19 protein-coding genes are annotated in these 18,786 nt (G+C 53.4%); 18 read left to right on the top strand and 1 reads right to left on the bottom strand.

What is annotated here, in order from left to right:
- Positions 1 to 5 precede the first annotated feature (5 nt).
- From V6944_RS00660 to lpxP, 18 genes are all read left to right on the top strand, one after another.
- Positions 6 to 338, top strand: coding sequence for a head decoration protein (locus V6944_RS00660; RefSeq protein ID WP_333497511.1), 333 nt, complete (start codon positions 6 to 8; stop codon positions 336 to 338).
- Between the two features lie 68 nt (positions 339 to 406).
- Positions 407 to 1,432, top strand: coding sequence for a major capsid protein (locus V6944_RS00655; RefSeq protein WP_333497510.1), 1,026 nt, complete (start codon positions 407 to 409; stop codon positions 1,430 to 1,432).
- A gap of 45 nt (positions 1,433 to 1,477) precedes the next feature.
- Positions 1,478 to 1,882 (top strand): DNA-packaging protein FI, encoded by a 405-nt coding sequence (gene gpFI, locus V6944_RS00650; protein ID WP_333497509.1) that lies wholly within the window; start codon positions 1,478 to 1,480, stop codon positions 1,880 to 1,882.
- 10 nt (positions 1,883 to 1,892) lie between these two features.
- Positions 1,893 to 2,246, top strand: a complete 354-nt coding sequence (locus V6944_RS00645; RefSeq protein ID WP_333497508.1) for a head-tail joining protein — start codon at positions 1,893 to 1,895, stop codon at positions 2,244 to 2,246.
- 9 nt (positions 2,247 to 2,255) lie between these two features.
- Positions 2,256 to 2,810: a phage tail protein gene (locus V6944_RS00640; RefSeq protein WP_333497507.1), complete on the top strand. Its 555-nt coding sequence runs from the start codon at positions 2,256 to 2,258 to the stop codon at positions 2,808 to 2,810.
- Positions 2,807 to 3,205 (top strand): phage minor tail U family protein, encoded by a 399-nt coding sequence (locus V6944_RS00635; protein ID WP_333497506.1) that lies wholly within the window; start codon positions 2,807 to 2,809, stop codon positions 3,203 to 3,205. Before V6944_RS00640 ends, V6944_RS00635 begins: the two co-directional genes overlap by 4 nt.
- A gap of 7 nt (positions 3,206 to 3,212) precedes the next feature.
- On the top strand, positions 3,213 to 3,950 hold the full coding sequence (locus V6944_RS00630) for a phage tail protein (protein WP_333497505.1): 738 nt from the start codon (positions 3,213 to 3,215) through the stop codon (positions 3,948 to 3,950).
- Between the two features lie 38 nt (positions 3,951 to 3,988).
- A complete protein-coding gene (gpG, locus tag V6944_RS00625) occupies positions 3,989 to 4,396 on the top strand; it encodes a phage tail assembly chaperone G (RefSeq protein WP_333497504.1) in 408 nt (135 codons plus the stop codon).
- A gap of 50 nt (positions 4,397 to 4,446) precedes the next feature.
- The gene (locus tag V6944_RS00620; RefSeq protein WP_333497503.1) at positions 4,447 to 4,725 is read left to right on the top strand and encodes a phage tail assembly protein T; all 279 of its coding nucleotides are present in this window, start codon (positions 4,447 to 4,449) and stop codon (positions 4,723 to 4,725) included.
- Entirely contained in the window at positions 4,703 to 7,210 is a 2,508-nt protein-coding gene (locus V6944_RS00615; protein WP_333497502.1) for a phage tail tape measure protein, read from the top strand. The genes V6944_RS00620 and V6944_RS00615 overlap by 23 nt, the downstream gene beginning before the upstream one ends.
- Positions 7,211 to 7,213: 3 nt before the next feature.
- Positions 7,214 to 7,561 carry a phage tail protein gene (locus V6944_RS00610; protein WP_333497501.1) on the top strand — a complete coding sequence of 116 codons (348 nt, stop codon included), beginning with the start codon at positions 7,214 to 7,216 and terminating at the stop codon, positions 7,559 to 7,561.
- Positions 7,558 to 8,313 (top strand): phage minor tail protein L, encoded by a 756-nt coding sequence (locus tag V6944_RS00605; protein ID WP_333497500.1) that lies wholly within the window; start codon positions 7,558 to 7,560, stop codon positions 8,311 to 8,313. Before V6944_RS00610 ends, V6944_RS00605 begins: the two co-directional genes overlap by 4 nt.
- Position 8,314: 1 nt before the next feature.
- Positions 8,315 to 9,025 (top strand): C40 family peptidase, encoded by a 711-nt coding sequence (locus V6944_RS00600; RefSeq protein WP_333497499.1) that lies wholly within the window; start codon positions 8,315 to 8,317, stop codon positions 9,023 to 9,025.
- Positions 9,026 to 9,055: 30 nt separating this feature from the next.
- On the top strand, positions 9,056 to 9,394 hold the full coding sequence (locus tag V6944_RS00595; RefSeq protein ID WP_333497498.1) for a hypothetical protein: 339 nt from the start codon (positions 9,056 to 9,058) through the stop codon (positions 9,392 to 9,394).
- A 58-nt stretch (positions 9,395 to 9,452) separates the two neighbouring features.
- On the top strand, positions 9,453 to 10,040 hold the full coding sequence (locus V6944_RS00590) for a tail assembly protein (protein ID WP_333497497.1): 588 nt from the start codon (positions 9,453 to 9,455) through the stop codon (positions 10,038 to 10,040).
- Between the two features lie 51 nt (positions 10,041 to 10,091).
- The gene (gene gpJ, locus V6944_RS00585; RefSeq protein ID WP_333497496.1) at positions 10,092 to 14,930 is read left to right on the top strand and encodes a TipJ family phage tail tip protein; all 4,839 of its coding nucleotides are present in this window, start codon (positions 10,092 to 10,094) and stop codon (positions 14,928 to 14,930) included.
- The gene (locus V6944_RS00580; protein WP_333497495.1) at positions 14,911 to 16,500 is read left to right on the top strand and encodes a phage tail fiber protein; all 1,590 of its coding nucleotides are present in this window, start codon (positions 14,911 to 14,913) and stop codon (positions 16,498 to 16,500) included. The genes gpJ and V6944_RS00580 overlap by 20 nt, the downstream gene beginning before the upstream one ends.
- Positions 16,501 to 17,485: 985 nt before the next feature.
- Positions 17,486 to 18,421, top strand: a complete 936-nt coding sequence (gene lpxP, locus V6944_RS00575; RefSeq protein ID WP_333497901.1) for a kdo(2)-lipid IV(A) palmitoleoyltransferase — start codon at positions 17,486 to 17,488, stop codon at positions 18,419 to 18,421.
- A 36-nt stretch (positions 18,422 to 18,457) separates the two neighbouring features.
- Here the strand turns inward: lpxP and V6944_RS00570 are convergent, their stop codons facing one another.
- Complete coding sequence (locus tag V6944_RS00570) at positions 18,458 to 18,697, bottom strand: YebV family protein (RefSeq protein ID WP_035891671.1); 240 nt, start codon at positions 18,695 to 18,697, stop codon at positions 18,458 to 18,460.
- Between the last annotated feature and the right edge of the window lie 89 nt (positions 18,698 to 18,786).

Below are 18,786 nucleotides of genomic sequence, written 5' to 3'. Positions count from 1 at the left end.
TCAACATGTCTAACACTGAACAATTTACGCACCTTCAGCCACTTGGGAACAGTGATCCGGCGCATACCGCTTATGCTCCAGGTGAACTGACGAAATCGGTGCCGGCGATGACGCCGCTGATGCTGGATGCTACTTCCGGCAAGCTGACCGTATGGGATGGTCAGCATGCGGGGGCCGCTTGCGGCGTTCTGGCGGTGACTGCCGACCAGAGCAACACCGAGCTGGCATTCTATAAGTCCGGTTCTTTCCGTATTGAAGATGTGCTCTGGCCAGCGACTGTGACGGATGAACACATCAAGCGCAACGCATTTACGGGTACCGCCATCAGCATCGTCTGACACCTTTTCTGAACTGCAACCATCATTCATAGAAGCCGCTATCGCGGCTTTTTTTACGGGAAAAATCTATGTCAATTTACACTACAGCCCAACTGCTGGCGGTCAATGAGAAGAAGTTCAAGTTCGATCCGCTTTTCCTGCGCATCTTCTTCCGTGAAAGCTATCCCTTCAGCACTGAGAAGGTATATCTGTCGCAGATCCCGGGCATGGTCAACATGGCACTGTACGTTTCGCCTGTTGTTTCCGGCAAAGTCATCCGTTCCCGCGGCGGTGCGACGTCTGAGTTTACGCCGGGCTACGTCAAGCCGAAGCATGAGGTCAACCCGCAGATGACGCTGCGACGCCTGCCGGATGAAGATCCACAAAACCTGGCTGATCCGGCCTATCGCCGTCGCCGCATTATCCTGCAGAACATGAAGGATGAAGAACTGGCGATTGCCCAGGTGGAGGAGAAGCAGGCCGTTGCTGCCGTCCTCAACGGTAAATACACCATGACCGGTGATGCGTTTGAACCGGTTGAGGTCGATATGGGGCGCAGCTCCGGGAACAACATCATTCAGGCCGGTGCCGCGGCATGGAGCGGTCGCGACAAAGAAACCTATGACCCGACAGACGATATCGAAGCCTACGCGCTGAACGCCAGCGGTGTGGTCAATATCATCGTCTTTGATCCGAAAGGCTGGGCATTGTTCCGTTCGTTCAAGGCGGTAAAAGAGAAGCTCGATACCCGTCGTGGTTCTAACTCTGAACTGGAAACGGCGCTGAAGGATCTGGGTGAAGCCGTCTCCTATAAGGGGATGTATGGCGATGTGGCCATTGTCGTCTACTCCGGGCAGTACATTGAAGACGACACCAAAAAGAACTACCTGCCGGACTTGAGCATGGTGCTGGGTAATACCCAGGCGCGTGGGCTACGCACTTACGGCTGCATTCAGGATGTGGATGCCCAGCGTGAAGGTATTAATGCCTCTGCGCGTTACCCGAAAAACTGGGTGCAGACCGGTGACCCTGCGCGCGAGTTCACCATGATCCAGTCCGCACCGCTGATGCTGCTGGCCGATCCGGATGCGTTTGTGTCAGTCAAACTCGCCTGATTTCCATTCTGTGGCCCTTCGGGGCCCTGTTTCGGAGCTGTTCTCATGACAGAAAAAGAAAAGTTAATCGCCCGCCTTAATGAGCTTGGCGTGCAACTCGGTCGCGAAGTGAATACCGGTGGCACTATTCAGGAACTCTCAATGCGCATTGCAGAGCTGGAGGAAGAACTGGATGGCGGCACGGATAGCAATGGCGTTGAAAATGGTGGTGTGAGTGACGGTGGTACATCACATGGCACCGTAGAGCCTGTGGCGCCAGCGAATACTGCGTTAGCCGGCAGCACTGATGACGCGCTGGTTACCGTCGAAACGCTGGCCACGCTGCACATTGAGGCGCTGCACGCGACCCGCGATGAACCGGTCTCTATTGTGGAGGCGGGGACCGTGATCCGTGTGACAGAAGCGGATGTGGACAGCCTGGTCGCGCTGGGACTGGTCCGCGAGCACTAACGGGGGCGGTGTGGCTGATTTCAATAACCTTTTTGATGCTGCAATAACACAGGCCGATGACACTATTCGGCGGGTTATGGGGACTTCGGCAACGGTAACGTCCGGTGCGATTTCTGGCGCCACGTTGAGTGGTGTTTTCGATGATCCGGAAAATATCGGTTACGCGACACCTGGTGTTCGTGTTGAGGGGACCAGCCCGTCATTGTTTGTGAAATCAGCAACGATTGGGCAATTGTCGCGGCTGGATACGCTGGATATTAACGGCAAGCTTTTCTGGGTTGATCGTATTGGCCCGGATGATTGCGGATCCTGCCATATCTGGCTAGGGACGGGGGCTCCTCCCGCATCAACCCGTCGCCGTTAAGGAGATGTGATGTCGATAAAAGGGCTTGAACAGGCAATAGAGAACCTGAACAGCATCAGCAACACGGCGGTTCCTCGTGCCGCGGCGCAAGCGGTCAACCGTGTGGCCACCCGGGCTGTTAGCCGAAGCGTTGCGGTGGTGTCGAAAGAAACCCGGGTTCCCCGAAAACTGGTGAAGCAACGCGCCAGGATAAAGCGTGCCACGACGAAAAAGCCAAGAGCGCTCATCCGGGTTAACCGGGGCAATCTGCCGGCGATAAAACTGGGAACCGCCAGCGTGCGATTATCCCGTCGAAAACGGGATAAAAAAGGGGCCAATAGCGAATTGCGAATTGGTCCTTTTCGATTCACGGGGGGGTTTATTCAGAAACTGAAAAATGGCCGCTGGCACGTCATGCGGCGGACATCCAAACCCCGCTACCCGATAGAGGTGGTCAGCATTCCCCTGGCGGCCCCCCTGACGACCGCATTTAAAGATGAGCTGCCAAAGCTCATTGAATCGGATATGCCCAAAGAACTGCGGGCATCCCTTAAAAACCAACTCAGGCTGATTCTAAAACAATGAAACACAGTGATATTCGAAGGGCCATCATCAATGCGCTGGAGAACAGCATTGGTGAAGAGGCTCTCTATTTTGACGGGCGTCCGGCAGTCCTCGAGGAGGGCGACTTTCCGGCTATCGCTATCTATCTGACGGATGCCGAATATACCGGCGAAGAGCTTGATGCGGATACCTGGCAGGCCACGCTGCATATCGAAATCTTTTTACCGGCGCAGGTGCCAGATTCAGATCTAGATAACTGGATGGAGTCCCGAATTTATCCTGTGCTGAGCAATGTGCCAGGGCTTGACGGTCTTATCACCCGCATAGTGCAACAAGGTTATGACTACCAGCGCGATGACGATATTGGGCTTTGGAGTTCGGCTGATTTGAAATATTCCATTACTTACGAAATGTGAGGACGTAATGACTACACCAAACCCACTGGCGCCGGTAAAGGGTGCCACCACCACGCTCTGGATTTATTCCGGATCGGGTAACCCGTTAGCGAACCCGCTCTCGGATGTTGACTGGACCCGGCTGGCGAAGGTTAAAGACCTGCAGCCGGGTGAACTGACCGCGGAATCAAACGATGATACGTATCTGGACGATGATAATGCCGACTGGACATCGACATCCCAGGGGCAGAAATCGGCGGGTGAAGCCAGCTTTACTCTGGCCTGGAAGCCAGCAGAAAGCGGCCAGCAGGATTTGGTTCGCTGGTTCGAAGACGGTACCGTACTGGCTTACAAAATCAAATACCCGAATGGTGCCGTTGATGTGTTCCGCGGCTGGGTAAGCAGTCTTGGCAAAACGGTGACCGCAAAAGACACCATCACGCGTTCGGTCAAAATCAGCAACAACGGGAAGCCAGGGCTGGCAGAAGAAAGTGCGACGACGGTGATTGCGGTAACGGGCGTCAGCATTGATAAAGCGACTGCCACCGTGGCTACCGGTGCTACCACCCTATTGAACGTCACGGTAGCACCGGCCAGCGCGAGCGATAAAACGTTCCGTGCTGCGACCTCTAATGCTGCTGTTGCCAGGGTCACGGTGGCCGGTAATGTTCTGACCGTCACCGGTATTGCTGCTGGCTCTGCCGATATCATTGTGATGACCAATGATGGCCAGTTCGCTGCCATTTGCCGAGTGACGGTTTCCTGATAAACCGGGGCTCCGGCCCCGCTTCCTGGAGTATCACCATGTTTTTAAAAACTGAGCCGTTCACTCGCAACGGCGTTACCGTCACGCTTTATGAATTGTCGGCGCTGCAGCGAATAGAGCATCTTGAATATCTGAAGTCGCTGGAAAGTATCAGCGATGCAGATATGCAGGCCGCGTTGAATATGACGATTAAATCTGGCGCGCTGCTGGTGGCCATGTCGTTATGGCATGAGCATTCCCTGAAAGGGGCCAATAAGACGCTGAAGGAAGATGTTGAGCAGATTCAGGCGGAAGTGATGATGTCCTGGCCTCTGGAGATTATTTCCGCAGCGGAGTATTGCGTGAAGAAACTGTCCGGCATGGTGCCTCCGTCGGAAACGGATGCTCTGCAGGATGATGCTGCAACCGAGCCTGTCAGCCTGGAAAAGTCCTCGCCAGTGAGCTGACATTCGTCCTGAAACTGGCGCGTGAATTTCGTCGCCCTGACTGGCGCGCCATGCTTGCTGGTATGTCGTCAACGGAATACGCCGACTGGCGGACGTTCTACCAGGACAATTTTTTCAATGATGCACAGCTGGACGCACATTTCTCCTCCCTGCTGTACACCGTAATCACCGCATTTGACCCAAAAACCACATCAACCCCTGCCAGTTTCAGCCTGCTTTCACCTTCAGTGGAGGACATCACCGACGATGAACCTGGTGATGCGGCGCTGATGACAAAGGCCGAGGGCATTTCAGGAGGCGTTCGCTATGGCCCAGACGGCAGTGGGTGATCTGGTCGTTAACCTTGACGTTAACTCGTCAAAATTTAACGAGCAGATGGAATACGTTAAACGGCAGTTTAAGCAGACTGGCGACGCGGCGAATGATTCCGCGCTGAAGGTGCAGCAGTCGTTTACCCGGCAGGAGAGCGCGGCGAAAAAGGCCGGTATTTCTGTGGGGCAGTACAACGCCGCGATGCGTATGCTGCCCGCGCAGTTTACGGATATTGCCACCCAGTTGGCCGGTGGTCAGAGCCCATGGCTCATTCTGCTGCAGCAGGGCGGTCAGGTGAAAGACTCGTTCGGCGGCATTATTCCGACCTTCCGCGCGCTGCTGGGCTCAATATCGCCGGTTATGGTGGGGGTTGGTGCGCTGGCAACCGCTACCGGGGCAATGGTTTATGCCTGGTATCAGGGCTCGGCTACGTTGTCCAGCTTCAATAAAACACTGGTGTTGTCCGGGAATACGGCGGGGCTAACCTCAAATCGCATGCTGGTACTGGCGAAATCCGGGGAGCAAGCGGGGCTGACGTTTAACCAGACCAGCAGTGCGCTGACCGAGCTGGTTAACGCTGGTGTGCGCGCTGGTGCCCGGTTTGATGATATGAGCCAGACGGTGGCGAAATTCACCGATGCATCCGGTGTGCCGATCGATAAGGTGGCGGCGGCGTTCGGGAAACTGACGAACGATCCGACCTCTGGCCTGATAGCCATGGCGCAGCAATTCCACAACGTCACGGCGGAACAAATTTCGTATGTGGCGCAACTACAGCGTTCGGGGGATGAAGCCGGGGCGCTGCAGGCGGCGAACGAGGCTGCCACCAATGGTTTTCGGGAGCAGACAAAAAGTTTGCGCGACAATATGGGGTCGATTGAGTCCGCTGCAGATAGCCTGAAGCGTGCCTTTAAATCGATGTGGGATGCGGCGCTTGATATCGGACGCCCTGACACTACTCAGGAGATTGTTGCTAAAGCCGAGGCCGCATTTAAGCGGGCGGATGAAATCTGGAACCTCCGCAAAGGCGACCGCTATGTGAATGATGATGCGCGCGCCCGCTACTGGAACGACCGGGAGTCGGCGCGGCTGGCGCTGGAAATGGCGCAGCAGCAGGCTGGTGTGGCAAAAACCACTGAAGACAACGCCACCAGGCAGGCAGGTATTGAAGCGGATCGCCAGAAGTATGCCGCACAGGCGCAGGCCGCTTATTCAAAGACTGAATCAGCTTTGGATAAATTTACGGCAAAACAGAAAGAATATAATCAGGCCATCAAAGACGGACGTATCCTCCAGGCTGATTACAACATTTTGATGGCTGCCGCGAAGAAGGAATATGACGACTCCCTGAAAAAACCGGCAGCGGTGAAAACGCCGGCCGGGGTGAAAAATGTCGATACTGCCAGCGCGCAGACACTGGAGCTTGAAGCTCAACTGCGAACATTGCAGGAGCATAAAAGCATCACAGATACCATCAGCCAGCAGCGGCAGGAATTATGGAAACAGCAATCCCGTTTTTCGGTGCTGGAAGAAGCAGCGAAAAAGCGCGCGCTGACCGTTGATGAAAAATCGGTGCTGGCGAACAAAGATGAGGTGCTGGCGCGGGCGGAGGTGAATGCCCGTCTTGGCGATCAGATTGTTGCCCAGGAGCGACTTAACCGGCTGCAGGATAGCTCGCAGAAGTACGTTACCCAGATTGGTGAGAAAACCAAAGCGCTTGTGGCTGGCGGCAGTATGAGCAGCCGAGGTGCGCAACGGCAGAATGAAGAGGCGCAGCTGCGGCAGGGATGGATGAATGCCGGTGGTACAGATGCTGATCAGGGCTATCAGAATGAACTTTCGGCGCTGAAGAATTACTACGCCGCCCAGGATGAGCTGCGCGGTGACTGGAAGGCTGGCGCAAAATCAGCGTGGGCTGACTATGCCGATTCAGCTGCTGATGCATATGGCTCCATGAAGTCCGCAGCTTCCGCTACGTTCAACGGTATCAGTCAGAACATGGCGGATATGCTGACGACAGGCAAAGCTAACTGGGCGGACTTTACCCGCTCGACATTGTCGATGCTGACGCAAATCCTGATGAAACAGGCCATGGTTGGACTTGTCGACTCAGCAACATCCTGGCTCGGCTATGCCACCGGTGGATACACCGGTTCTGGTGGTAAGTATGAGCCTGCGGGTGTGGTTCACCGCGGGGAGTTTGTGTTTACCCAGGAAGCGACGAGCCGGATCGGTGTCGGCAATCTGTACCGCATGATGCGCGGTTACGCCACTGGCGGCCTGGTTGGCGGCAGTAGTGGTGGTATCGCTTCTCCGTTTGGTGTCAGCGTTTACGCGCCGGTTTCCGTCACAACGGGTCAGGGTGATTCTGGTCAGCAAAAAGGTAGTGGTGACGCACTTGGGAAAGCCTATCAGCAGGTGATTGATAGCTCCATCCGCGCAGGAATTGCGAAGGCCTTACAGCCGGGTGGCATGATCTGGAATGCCAATAAACAGAGGTAAGCGATGGCGATTGAACATTTCGGATGGCGGATCAAAGCATCCAGCCAACCAACGCTGAAGAGCAAAGATAGCGTCCGCGCGGCGCAGTTTGGTGATGGTTATAAGCAGGTGACCGGCTCTGGGCTCAATGATGAAATTCTCGGCTATGAGTTTTCATTCACTGGCGAACCTGGAACCGTCAGGGATATCTATGCTTTCCTGCGGCGCCACAAGACGAAGTCATTTTCGTTTACGCCGCCGGGAGGTGACCTTGCATTGTGGCGAGTGGAGGCTGATAGCCTGCAGCGTGTCACTAAAAGTAAAACAGTGGAGACCGTTTCAGCCACGTTTGAACAGGCGTTTGCACCATGAGCTTAAACAGTGATTATCAGAAACTCGAGCCGGGCAACGTCGTCCGGCTTTTTGATGTCGATGGCACCGGGTTTGGTGTCAGTGATGTACTCCGTTTTCATGCGCATAATATTGCGCATACGCCGGAGGAAATTGCCGCTGCCGGCGGGGATGAGGACAAGCTACCCGCAAAATCTATCTGGTGGCAGGGGCTGGAATATAAAGCCTGGCCCTGCGAGATCGAAGGGATTGAGGCAGCTACCGATGGAACCAGCGTGCAACCAACGCTGTCGGTCGCTAACCTCGATAGCTCTATTACGGCACTCTGTCTGGCTTACGATGACCTGCTGCAGGCAAAGGTCACTATCCACGACACGCTGGCGCAGTATCTGGATGCGAAAAACTACCCGGAGGGAAACCCGGCGGCGGATCCGCAGCAGGAAAAGCTGAAGGTATTTTATATCGATGCAAAGGATAGCGAAACGCATGAAGTGGTGGCTTTTAAACTCTCCAGCCCGATGGATTTGCAGGGGCTGATGATCCCAACCCGCCAGCTGCATTCGCTTTGTACCTGGTGCATCCGTAATAAATACCGTTCTGGCGATGGTTGCGACTACTCCGGGACGCGCTATTTCGACAAGCATAATAATCCGGTCAATGACCCCTCGCGTGATGAGTGTCCCGGTACGCTGACGGCGTGCAAACTTCGGCATGGTGAAAGCAACGAGCTACCGTTCGGTGGTTTCCCGGGCACATCCCTAATCAGGAGCTGATATGCGCCAGAAAATTATCGATGCCATCATGGCGCACGCCGCCGCCGAATACCCGCGTGAGTGCTGCGGCGTGGTGGTGCAGAAAAGCCGGGTGCAGCGTTACATTCCCTGCCGCAATCTGTCCACGGACCCGACCGAACATTTTCACCTGTCGCCGGAGGACTACGCCAGTGCCGAAGATCTGGGGACGGTTGTCGCTATCGTACACAGTCACCCGGACGCCACAACGCAGCCGAGCGAACTGGATAAGGCGCAGTGTGACGCAACCCTGCTGCCCTGGCATATCGCCAGCTGGCCGGAAGGGGATATCCGCACCATTCAGCCGCGCGGCGAGTTACCGCTTTTGGAACGACCATTTGTGCTCGGGCATTTCGATTGCTGGGGGCTGGTAATGAGTTATTTCCGGCAAACGCATGGTATCGAGCTCCATGATTACCGTGTTGATTATCCATGGTGGGAAAACGATTATCCGGACAACTTCTATCAGGATTGCTGGTATGAATGCGGATTCCGTGAATTCGACGGGCCACCGAAACCAGGCGATATGGTGATTATGCAGGTCCAGGCTGATAAGTGGAACCACGCGGGAATCCTGCTGGAGGGTAATATGCTGCTGCACCACCTGTACGGACATTTGAGCCAACGCGTTCCGTATGGGGGGTATTGGCAAGAGCGGACGATGAAGATTCTTCGTTATAGAACACTGTGCTAATCTTCTTTGAAATCAAAAGGAGATCAGGATATGAAAAAGATTCTGGTGGTAATAATTGCGTTTGGTCTTGTAGGGTGTAAATCATTAGATTATGTGAGATCTACTCCCCCTGTAATGCAAGGCGTTACATCAAAATCGGTTGAAGCATTTTCGACTTGTGTTTCATCAAAATGGTCAGGGAGTGGCGGGCATATTACGTCGCTTCCTATTAATGGCGGTACAAGCATTCAAGTTCCCCAGCCGATGGGGGGTTATGACGTGGTTCTTGATGTTACGAAAATAGAAAATGGCAGTAGCTATGTCCTCTATGAGCGAGTGGCTGCACTGACATCCTCTTTTTACAGTGACAGTGTAAAACAATGCCAATAATTCACTAACAGATAGAATAAAAGGCCACCTTGTGTGGCCTTTTATTTAGGTGCTTAAAATGAATGGCTCATTAATTAAAATTGAACTGTTTGGTGTTCTAAGAAAGAATTTCGGTAAAGAACACATGCGCATTGTCGCTAATACATCAGAGGCTATTAGAGCATTGCGGCATACCATAAAGGGATTTGAACAGTTTTTAAATACGAGTAAAGCCCGTGGTTTAACCTATGCCGTTTATAGAGGAAGCAAAAATATTGGACTCGATGACTTTGGCTTTCAAATAACAGAGGATGTAATCAGAATAGTGCCTGTAATTATTGGAAGCAAGAAAGCAGGGTTGTTACAAACCATTCTGGGGGTTGTCCTTGTAGCCGCTTCAATATGGGTGCCAGGTCTTGGCATTGCAGCCAGCAATATTATGTTTGCAGCTGGCGCATCAATGGCTTTAGGAGGGATTGTCCAGATGCTCTCTCCACAACCTGCTGGGCTCGCCAGTAAACAGGATGCCGATAATCGGGCTTCCTACGCCTTTGGCGGCGTGACCAACACGACAGCCCAAGGTAACCCTGTTCCTCTGGGATATGGACGACGCAGAATTGGTGGAGCGATTATTTCTGCGGGCATCTATGTCGAAGACAAACAGTAATAACTTTCTTTTCTAACAACCACCTGCGGGTGGTTTTTTTATGGGTGAAGTATGGCGCCGAGAAAAATCACTGGGCAGAAGGGTGGCGGTTCGAAAAGCCGGACACCAACAGAACAACCAGATGATCTCCAGTCTGTCGCAAAAGCGAAACTCCTTATTGCCTTAGGCGAGGGGGAGTTTGCTGGTGGTTTAACCGGGAAAGATATCTATCTCGATGGAACGCCGCTGGAGAACGCTGATGGATCGAAAAACTTTAGTGGCGTTGTCTGGGAATTTCGGTCAGGCACGCAGGCTCAAAAATACATTCAGGGGATCCCGGGCTCGGAAAACGAAATTAATATGGGGGTCGAGATATCCAGCGCTACCGCCTGGACCCGTACTTTTACGAACACATTGCTTTCTGCTGTTCGCCTGCGCATTAAGTGGCCCTCGCTGTATAAGCAGCAGGATAACGGCGACCTGGTGGGGTACACCATCAACTATGCCATTGACCTGCAGACTGACGGCGGCACATGGAAAACGGTTCTGAGTACTCGGGTATCAGGTAAAACAACCACTGGCTATGAGCGCAGTCATCGCATCGATTTGCCTCAGGCTGGCAGCACCTGGACACTGCGCCTGCGCAAGCTCACGGCTGATGCAAACAGCGCCAAAGTCGGCGACACGATGACGCTGCAAAGCTACACGGAAGTGATTGATGCGAAGCTGCGTTATCCAAATACCGCGCTGCTCTACATCGAATTTGATTCGAGTCAGTTTAACGGCTCTATTCCGCAGATCTCCTGTGAGCCGAAAATGCGGGTGATCCGTGTGCCGGACAACTACGACCCGGCAACCAGAAGCTATCTCGGCACCTGGACCGGGGCGTTTAAATGGGCATGGACAGATAACCCAGCATGGATTTTTTACGACCTTGTGCTCAGCGATCGGTTCGGGCTGGGTAATCGTCTGACAGCAGCCAATATCGATAAATGGTCGCTGTATGAAGTGGCCCAGTATTGTGACCAGCTGGTACCGGACGGGAAGGGGGGTAACGGGACGGAGCCGCGCTATACCTGTAACGTGTACGTTCAGGACCGGAACGACGCTTACACCGTGCTGCGTGACTTTGCCGCGATTTTCCGTGGTATGACTTACTGGGGCGGCGATCAGATTGTGGCGCTGGCAGATATGCCACGTGACATCGATTTTTCCTACACGCGGGCGAACGTCATCGACGGCCAGTTCACTTACGCCAGCAGCACCACTAAAACGCGCTATACAAACGCACTGGTTTCCTGGTCTGATCCAGATAACGCTTACGCTGATGCTATGGAGCCCGTGTTTGAGCAGCAGCTTGTGGCGCGCTATGGCTTCAATCAGCTGGAAGTGACCGCTATTGGCTGCACCCGGCAATCAGAAGCGAACCGCAAAGGGCGCTGGGGGATCCTCACCAATAACAAAGACCGGGTGGTTACGTTCTCCGTCGGCCTGGACGGCAATATTCCGCAACCTGGCTACATTATTGCGGTCGCAGATGAGTTGCTTTCCGGGAAGGTGACCGGCGGCCGTATTCGTTCGGTGAATGGTCGGGTTATCGAACTGGACCGAGCGGCCGACGCCGCTGCTGGCGACCGTTTGATTATCAACCTGCCATCTGGTGCGGCGCAGAGCCGAACGATTCAGGCGAAAAACGGCAACAAGATTACCGTTACAACGGTATTCAGCGAAACGCCGGAGCCGGAATGCGTGTGGGTTGTCGAATCGGATGAGCTCTATGCCCAGCAATACCGTGTCGTCAGCGTTGCCGATAATAACGACGGTACGTTTACCATCACCGGCGCGGCCCATGACCCGGATAAGTATGCCCGTATCGACAATGGCGCCATCATTGACCAGCGGCCTGTCAGTGTCATTCCGCCTGGCAACCAGTCAGCGCCTGATGACATTGCCATTGATAGCTATTCCGTTGTACAGCAGGGCATCAGTGTTGCAACGCTGCGCGCTACCTGGTCCGTCGTTGATAACGCTATCGCCTATGAGGCGCAATGGCGCCGCGACGACGGCAACTGGGTAAACGTGCCGCGCAGCTCGACGACCAGTTTCGAGGTTGAATCCATCTATGCTGGCCGGTACCTGGTGCGCGTTCGTGCGATAAACGCCGCCGAAATCTCGTCAGGATGGGGTTATTCGAAAGAGGTGACGTTGACCGGGAAAGTAGGGAACCCGCCGAAGCCGGTGGGCTTTACTGCGTCCGATGATGTTGTGCTTGGTATTGAGCTTAACTGGGACTTTCCGGCTAACACTGACGATACGCTGAAAACTGAAATTCAGTACAGCCTGACCGGTAGTGATGGCGATGCCATTCTGCTGGCCGACGTGCCATATCCGCAGAAACGTTACCAGCAGATGGGGCTGAAGGCTGGGCAAATTTTCTGGTATCGCGCTCAACTGGTAGACCGAACGGGTAATGAATCGGGGTATATCAATTGGGTTCGCGGACAGTCCAGCACTGATGTGTCTGATATTACGGATGCTGTATTTGAGCAGATTAAAGAAACCGATCTGTTCAAAGATTTGGTTGAGAACGCGATCGACAACAATGAGACCGTTGCCGGGTTGGTTCAGGCCGTCAAAGACAATGCCGATGACCTTGCTGAGGCTGTAAAAGCCAACAAGACGACAACGGATAAGCTGATCGCAGACGCTGAAACGATGGCCGGAGACATCCTGAGCCAGTCAGACAGCATTGCGGCAGCTGCGGCAGCCACCAGGCAGACCGCCGAGTCAATCATTCATAACTCCCTTTCCATTGCTGATGTTGTTACCCGACAATCTGCACAGAACGGAAGCAACTCTGCGAAATTCGAACAACTCAGGGAGGTTATTACCACCGAGACCGAAGCGCGCGTTTCGGATGTCTCCCGGCTCGAAGTCAGGGTTGGCGAGAATGCCGACGGCACCGCGAAAAACGCTGCTGATATCACCGAAGTCCGCCAGGCGATAGCGACGGAGACGGATGCTCGTGCGCAGGAAGTAGATGAGCTGACGGCCAAAACCGGCGATAACGCCGCTGGCGTGCAGCGCCTTACGCAGGCTGTCACCAGTCTTGACTCGTCCACTGCCTCGCGGTTTGAGGAGTTGACAGCCAGAACGGACCGTGCGGAGGGCAGCATTCAGAACACCTCCATCGCGCTGATCACCAACACGCTGGCGCAGACCAGTCTGTCCCAGCGTATGAGCGTGCAGTATGGCGACAATAAAGCGGGGATCGAGCGCACCACCCAGGCCATCGCAACCGAAACGGATGCACGCGTGAGTGATGTTACCCGTCTGGAGGCGAAGACAAGCGAGAACAGTGCAGGCATCACGGATATTCGCCAGGCTGTTGCTACTGAAACGGAGGCGCGTGTCTCGGATGTCTCCCGTCTCGAAGTCAGGGTTGGTGAGAACGCCGATGGCACTGCGAAAAATGCTGCGGATATTACCGAAGTTCGCCAGGCCGTCGTCACGGAAAGCGAAGCCCGTGCGCAGGCCGTAAATAAGTTATCGGCCGCCACACAAGCTGCAGCTGATAAGGCTGATGAGGCTGACAGGAAGTCAGGGCAGAACGCGGCGGATATCTCATCACTGGATCAGGTTGTTACAACGCTTGATTCCGCTACGGCTTCAAGATTCGATGAGGTGTCAGCACAACTCGCGGACCAGAGCGGACAGGTCGGTACCATTAAGGGGGGCATCCAGAACACGGCCATTGCGCTGATCACCAGTACGCTGGCGCAAGTTAACCAGCGGATGACTCTTAGCGCGCAGTATCGTGACAGTAATGCCAGTATTAATCGCCTTGATAACGCCGCAGCAAACGACAGGGAGGCTACGGCTCAAGCCATCCTGACGGTTCAAACTGACGTCAACAATAACAAGGCGTCAATCAATAGCCTGAGCCAGACAGTATCGACCTACCAGCAGGCAACGGCTACCCAGATAAATGCCATCACTGCAACTGTGAACGGGCACACTTCTGCCATTACCACAAATGCGGAGGCGATTGCGAACGTAAATGGTGATCTTAATGCGATGTACAGCATCAAGGTCGCTGTTGACTCCAATGGGCGACAGTACGTCGCTGGCATGGGGATTGGCGTTGAGAACACGCCGTCTGGAATGCAGTCGCAGGTACTGTTCGTGGCAGACCAATTTGCTGTGATGACGCAGGCAGGTGGCACTGTAACTTTGCCATTCGTTATTCAGGGCGGACAGGCATTCTTCAATGATGCCTTTTTCCGAAATGCCAGCATTGAGTTCGGGAAAATTACTGACTCGCTGAAATCTGATGGTTTTGTATCGGGGGAAAAAGGAACTGGCTGGAATTTACCAAAAAGCGGCAACGCAGAGCTGAATAGCGTTACTGTTCGCGGCAAGGTGTATGCCACTGACGGCGAGTTTACCGGGAAAGTAAACGCCACTAGCGGATCATTTAAAGGGACGGTTGAAGCCACAAGTTTCATCGGCGACGTGGTTGCGCAAAGGTCATACGCTAATACATGGTCGCAAAATGGGGATAACACGCGTTCGGTTTATTATACAAACTCAGGTTATGAGATGGTGATTACCGCGCAGTATATGTGCGCGGGTCGACCGGCGAACACTTCTGCGCAGGCATCGATCATCCTCGAGCTCACGATAAACGGTAGTAAAGTCGCGTATCAATTCGAGGCGGGGGCGGGAACTTCGGGGGCGGCTGCTGGGGTAGTTACCGGGTTTATAACCCATTCGGTTACGATCCCGGCAGATAAAAACAGAAGGACGATAACGCTTCGTTGTCTACGCCAGAACTTAGTCGGCGACTCTATTGTATTCGGTGATTTGATAGTCACCGCGTCCCGCGCGAATGCTGGGGCATTTAGCTAACAACAACAGCCCATCTATCCAGATGGGCTTTTTATTGCCCGGAGAAAATATGATTTACACAACAGGCACTATCGCTATCAGCGGCAGCACGCTCACTGGCACTGGTACCAACTTCACGGCATCGGGTTCACTGATTCGTGTTGGTTGTACCGTTATTGCAATGAGCAACCCCGTCCAGGTATTTCAGATTACCGCAGTTGGTAGCGCAACCAGCCTTTCCGTCACGCCAGCTGCCAGCCCCGCGCTCGCCGCCGGTACGAAGTTCGCTATCCTGCTCAGTGACAGCCTGAGTGTTGATGGTCTGGCGCAGGATATTGCGGAGACGTTCACGCTTTACCAGAAAAATATCAGCGGGTTTGCTGATGTGATGAATGGCAGTGCAGATGTCACCATCACGATTAACGGTGTTGCCGTCACGGTTCCTGGCCAGCAATCGCTGGCGAAGAAAGGGGCGAACAAGGATATCACCAGCCTCAGCGGATTGACTACAGCGCTATCTGTCGCCCAGGGCGGGACTGGGGGAAAGGATGCACCGGCGGCACGTACTAACTTACAGTTAGAACGCGTTGAGCAAACATCAACGGAAACAAATGTTAAATCACCTGATGGGACAAAAAAGATAATTGTCACCAATTCAGATTGGGGGGCTTACGACATCACCGCAAAAGTATTCCTCCCGCTACCCATGAACAGGGGAGGTACAGGTGCGGCAGATGCAACCGCCGCCGCTGTAAACCTCAAAACTTTCATTAATAATGGTGCAGTTATACCAACCACCGCAACAGCACTAACAGACTATGTTGGGCGGCCTGGGTCTGCGGGGGAGTCTTACACAAATAATGTAACTACGGCGGGCGTGGCGAACGTCACGGACTGGCCTACAAAAGCTTTTAGTACTAGCAAAGCATATGGATGGGGTCATTTACTGGCTCTGCGATATGGCGGTAACGAGGGATACTGCACTCAGCTAATGTTTAGCAATGAGGCGGTGTGTGATGTGCACGTCCGCAATCAATTCGGGGGCGCCGCTTTTAGAGGCTGGGCTGCGTTGCTGAGCGATAAAAATACAACAGTGGACGCAAACGGATTCATCAAAAAAGCATCGCCCATTGTTAAGATTTTCGGCAGCGGCAACTCTGAAACCAACGAAGAATCAGAGGGCGTTACTGTTGTGCGTGAAGCGGAGGGTGTTTACCTTGTTTCTGGCTGTCTGGGGCTTAATTCAGATTTAGCATGGGGCGGTATGGCCGGTGGCATTGAAGTACCAAAAGACATTAACGGGCAGCCGCAAATCTGGGTGAATTACGACGTAGAAAGCACCGGAGATATCGTCTTGCGCACGTATCACCGCGAGCACAGCACCGCGCCGGTATTCGCGCGGAATATTGTAGACGGCTATTCTGACGGCAGCCCTCGCGACATTCCCACTGGAGTATTCGTATCGTTGCGTGTGGAGATGCCGCAGGATAGCAAGTACAACATCGCAAAGGAAAAGGCCGAAAAAGAGATGATGTCTGGTGACAATAAAGCAGAATTGGTGGGAGACGCCGAAGATGTTCGAATGAATTAATGATGGGGCGAAGTACCGCGACCGTCCGAGCGTGGATGTTAACCCAATCGTTATGGACCTGTTGGGTTACGCTAAGGCGCTGCGGAAAGAAGTTGATGCGTTGAAAGATGAGATAAAGGCACTGAAAAAAGACTAAGGAAAGGCGATTGTCTGGTAGTTGTCCGTGAGGAGTCGAATGCTCTCGAACTGGATGTGGCGTCGGATATTGAGTGGCCGCCAGTGCCTTCTGCGTGATGTTGCACCCATGGGGCAAAAAATTAGCGCAAAACAACTCAAAACCGGTGAGGCGGAGATCAGATTTCGTTTTGCTGATCTGCCGGGTAGCACGCACGAACTTTCCTCGTCACGATCCCGAACTTAACGGTAACAGTCTGATATTTAATGAGCAGAATGAGCAGGAATGGTAAGTGTTTTTCGGGTGGTTTTTAGTTGTAAGTTGTTGTTTTAACTTGGGTTTGTTGCATTGGCGGGTAAACAGGAATCGTTTTCGGTCTCTTTTTATCTGCAGTTTCCCTTCCGCAGGGCAAACACGATGTGCTGCTCGCGTGCTTGTTAAACCAATGTAAACAGATTCGCGGCCGCATCCAAGTATTTTTGTGTCATTTAGCAAAAAAAATTTTCTGTAAAAATGTGAGGCTGGTGCGAGAAAGAAGGAAAATTGCCGCAGAATCATTTTGTTCGTCATTATGCCCATCACGCTAATTATATTTATGCTCACTATTCGAATATTTATTTCAACTCGTGAATAAAAATCGCTATTTTTTTTTGAAGAAAAAGCGCATGCTTGCGGCGAGTTAAGCCACAGCCTGCCACGCCGCATCACATCTCTGTTTTCTGCCGTTTTGTAAATAAACGTCCGGGCAGTGAATTTGTCGAACGCAGTACTGTCAAACACTCATACGTACCGCTTAAAGACTGATGAACGGACTCGTTTTTTTCCTTATGCGTTACCTTGTGCAGTGCTCCACGTTACCCGGAAGAAATGATGTTCCAGAATTTTGATGTTCGTTTACTTCATCCCCGCAATGGGCTGAAGTGGTTTGCGCTTGCTCTATTATGGCTGGTGGTCCAGCTCCCTTATCCGCTTCTGCATCTGCTCGGCACCTCTGTTGGTAAAGCGTCGCGTCGTTTTTTGAAACGCCGTGAGCAAATTGCTACGCGCAACATTGAGCTTTGTTTCCCGCACATGGATGCCGCCGAGCGCGAAAAACTGATTGAACAAAACTTTATGTCTCTGGGCATGGGGCTTATCGAAACCGGTATGGCCTGGTTCTGGAGTGATGCGCGTGTGCGCAAATGGTTTGATGTTGAAGGCTATGCCAACCTGATGCACGCGCTGAAAGAGCAGCGTGGGGTGATGGTGGTTGGCGTGCACTTTATGTCGCTGGAATTAGGCGGCCGCGCGATGGGCCTGTGCCGTCCGATGATGGCAACCTATCGTCCGCACAACGACCCGCTGATGGAGTGGGTACAAACCACAGGTCGTCTGCGTTCGAATAAAGCGATGATCGATCGTCGTAACCTGCGTGGTCTGGTCCAGGCGCTGAAAGCGGGTGAAGCGGTGTGGTTTGCACCTGATCAGGATTACGGCCCGAAAGGGAGCGTATTTGCCCCGTTCTTCTCGGTGAGCGAAGCGGCCACCACCAACGGTACCAACGTGCTGTCGCGTCTCTCCGGAGCGGCGATGCTGACCGTGACGATGGTGCGTAAACCTGGTGTGAAGGGCTACACGCTGCACATTAGTGAAGCGATGACCGATTATCCTTGTGGGGATGAAGTGTCGGCGGCGAGCTACATGAACAAGATTATCGAGCGCGAGATTTTACGTGCGCCGGAGCAGTATCTGTGGGTGCATCGTCGGTTCAAAACCAGACCGCGGGGAGAAGCGTCGCTCTACAAAGCGGTGCCACACGCCAAATAAAATAAATAACCCGCCTGATGGCGGGTTCTTTTTGGGTTAGACAAGCCGCATAACCCAGGCATCGGACGGTTGATCGTAATGTTTGCGATAGAGAACCGAATGTTCGCCATCAAGAAGGGCCGGGATGCTGATATCGGCATCCCAGGCATCTAACTGCATGCACAAATCGGGATCGGACTTACAAGGGATGCTTAACGTTCGCTCGCCGTGTTGTTCGGCGTGCAGCACGGCATCATCAATTTCGAATGCGCCGATGCGTACGCTGGTTTTGCTCATAATGCTCTCCGTTAATCTGCTGACCGGTGTGGTACGACCAGTAGTCGTACCATTTCATCCTAGCCAACGCAGAGCATTTCGCCAATCAA

Origin of the sequence: Kluyvera sp. CHPC 1.2972 (genome assembly GCF_036759925.1) — a bacterium.
Lineage (GTDB): Bacteria > Pseudomonadota > Gammaproteobacteria > Enterobacterales > Enterobacteriaceae > Kluyvera.
Note: the sequence above shows the minus strand (reverse complement) of the source record. Positions and strands in the feature narration are given on the sequence as shown.

What these genes read in the sequence shown, in the direction of transcription:
- V6944_RS00620 (WP_333497503.1), top strand. Translation starts at nt 4,447, where the DNA reads ATGCTTGCTGGTATGTCGTCAACGGAATACGCCGACTGGCGGACGTTC.
- V6944_RS00630 (WP_333497505.1), top strand. Translation starts at nt 3,213, where the DNA reads ATGACTACACCAAACCCACTGGCGCCGGTAAAGGGTGCCACCACCACG.
- V6944_RS00580 (WP_333497495.1), top strand. Translation starts at nt 14,911, where the DNA reads ATGCTGGGGCATTTAGCTAACAACAACAGCCCATCTATCCAGATGGGC.
- V6944_RS00600 (WP_333497499.1), top strand. Translation starts at nt 8,315, where the DNA reads ATGCGCCAGAAAATTATCGATGCCATCATGGCGCACGCCGCCGCCGAA.
- V6944_RS00570 (WP_035891671.1), bottom strand. Translation starts at nt 18,697, where the DNA reads ATGAGCAAAACCAGCGTACGCATCGGCGCATTCGAAATTGATGATGCC.
- gpG (WP_333497504.1), top strand. Translation starts at nt 3,989, where the DNA reads ATGTTTTTAAAAACTGAGCCGTTCACTCGCAACGGCGTTACCGTCACG.
- gpFI (WP_333497509.1), top strand. Translation starts at nt 1,478, where the DNA reads ATGACAGAAAAAGAAAAGTTAATCGCCCGCCTTAATGAGCTTGGCGTG.
- V6944_RS00610 (WP_333497501.1), top strand. Translation starts at nt 7,214, where the DNA reads ATGGCGATTGAACATTTCGGATGGCGGATCAAAGCATCCAGCCAACCA.
- V6944_RS00605 (WP_333497500.1), top strand. Translation starts at nt 7,558, where the DNA reads ATGAGCTTAAACAGTGATTATCAGAAACTCGAGCCGGGCAACGTCGTC.
- gpJ (WP_333497496.1), top strand. Translation starts at nt 10,092, where the DNA reads ATGGCGCCGAGAAAAATCACTGGGCAGAAGGGTGGCGGTTCGAAAAGC.
- V6944_RS00635 (WP_333497506.1), top strand. Translation starts at nt 2,807, where the DNA reads ATGAAACACAGTGATATTCGAAGGGCCATCATCAATGCGCTGGAGAAC.
- V6944_RS00590 (WP_333497497.1), top strand. Translation starts at nt 9,453, where the DNA reads ATGAATGGCTCATTAATTAAAATTGAACTGTTTGGTGTTCTAAGAAAG.
- V6944_RS00615 (WP_333497502.1), top strand. Translation starts at nt 4,703, where the DNA reads ATGGCCCAGACGGCAGTGGGTGATCTGGTCGTTAACCTTGACGTTAAC.
- V6944_RS00595 (WP_333497498.1), top strand. Translation starts at nt 9,056, where the DNA reads ATGAAAAAGATTCTGGTGGTAATAATTGCGTTTGGTCTTGTAGGGTGT.
- V6944_RS00655 (WP_333497510.1), top strand. Translation starts at nt 407, where the DNA reads ATGTCAATTTACACTACAGCCCAACTGCTGGCGGTCAATGAGAAGAAG.
- V6944_RS00660 (WP_333497511.1), top strand. Translation starts at nt 6, where the DNA reads ATGTCTAACACTGAACAATTTACGCACCTTCAGCCACTTGGGAACAGT.
- V6944_RS00640 (WP_333497507.1), top strand. Translation starts at nt 2,256, where the DNA reads ATGTCGATAAAAGGGCTTGAACAGGCAATAGAGAACCTGAACAGCATC.
- lpxP (WP_333497901.1), top strand. Translation starts at nt 17,486, where the DNA reads ATGTTCCAGAATTTTGATGTTCGTTTACTTCATCCCCGCAATGGGCTG.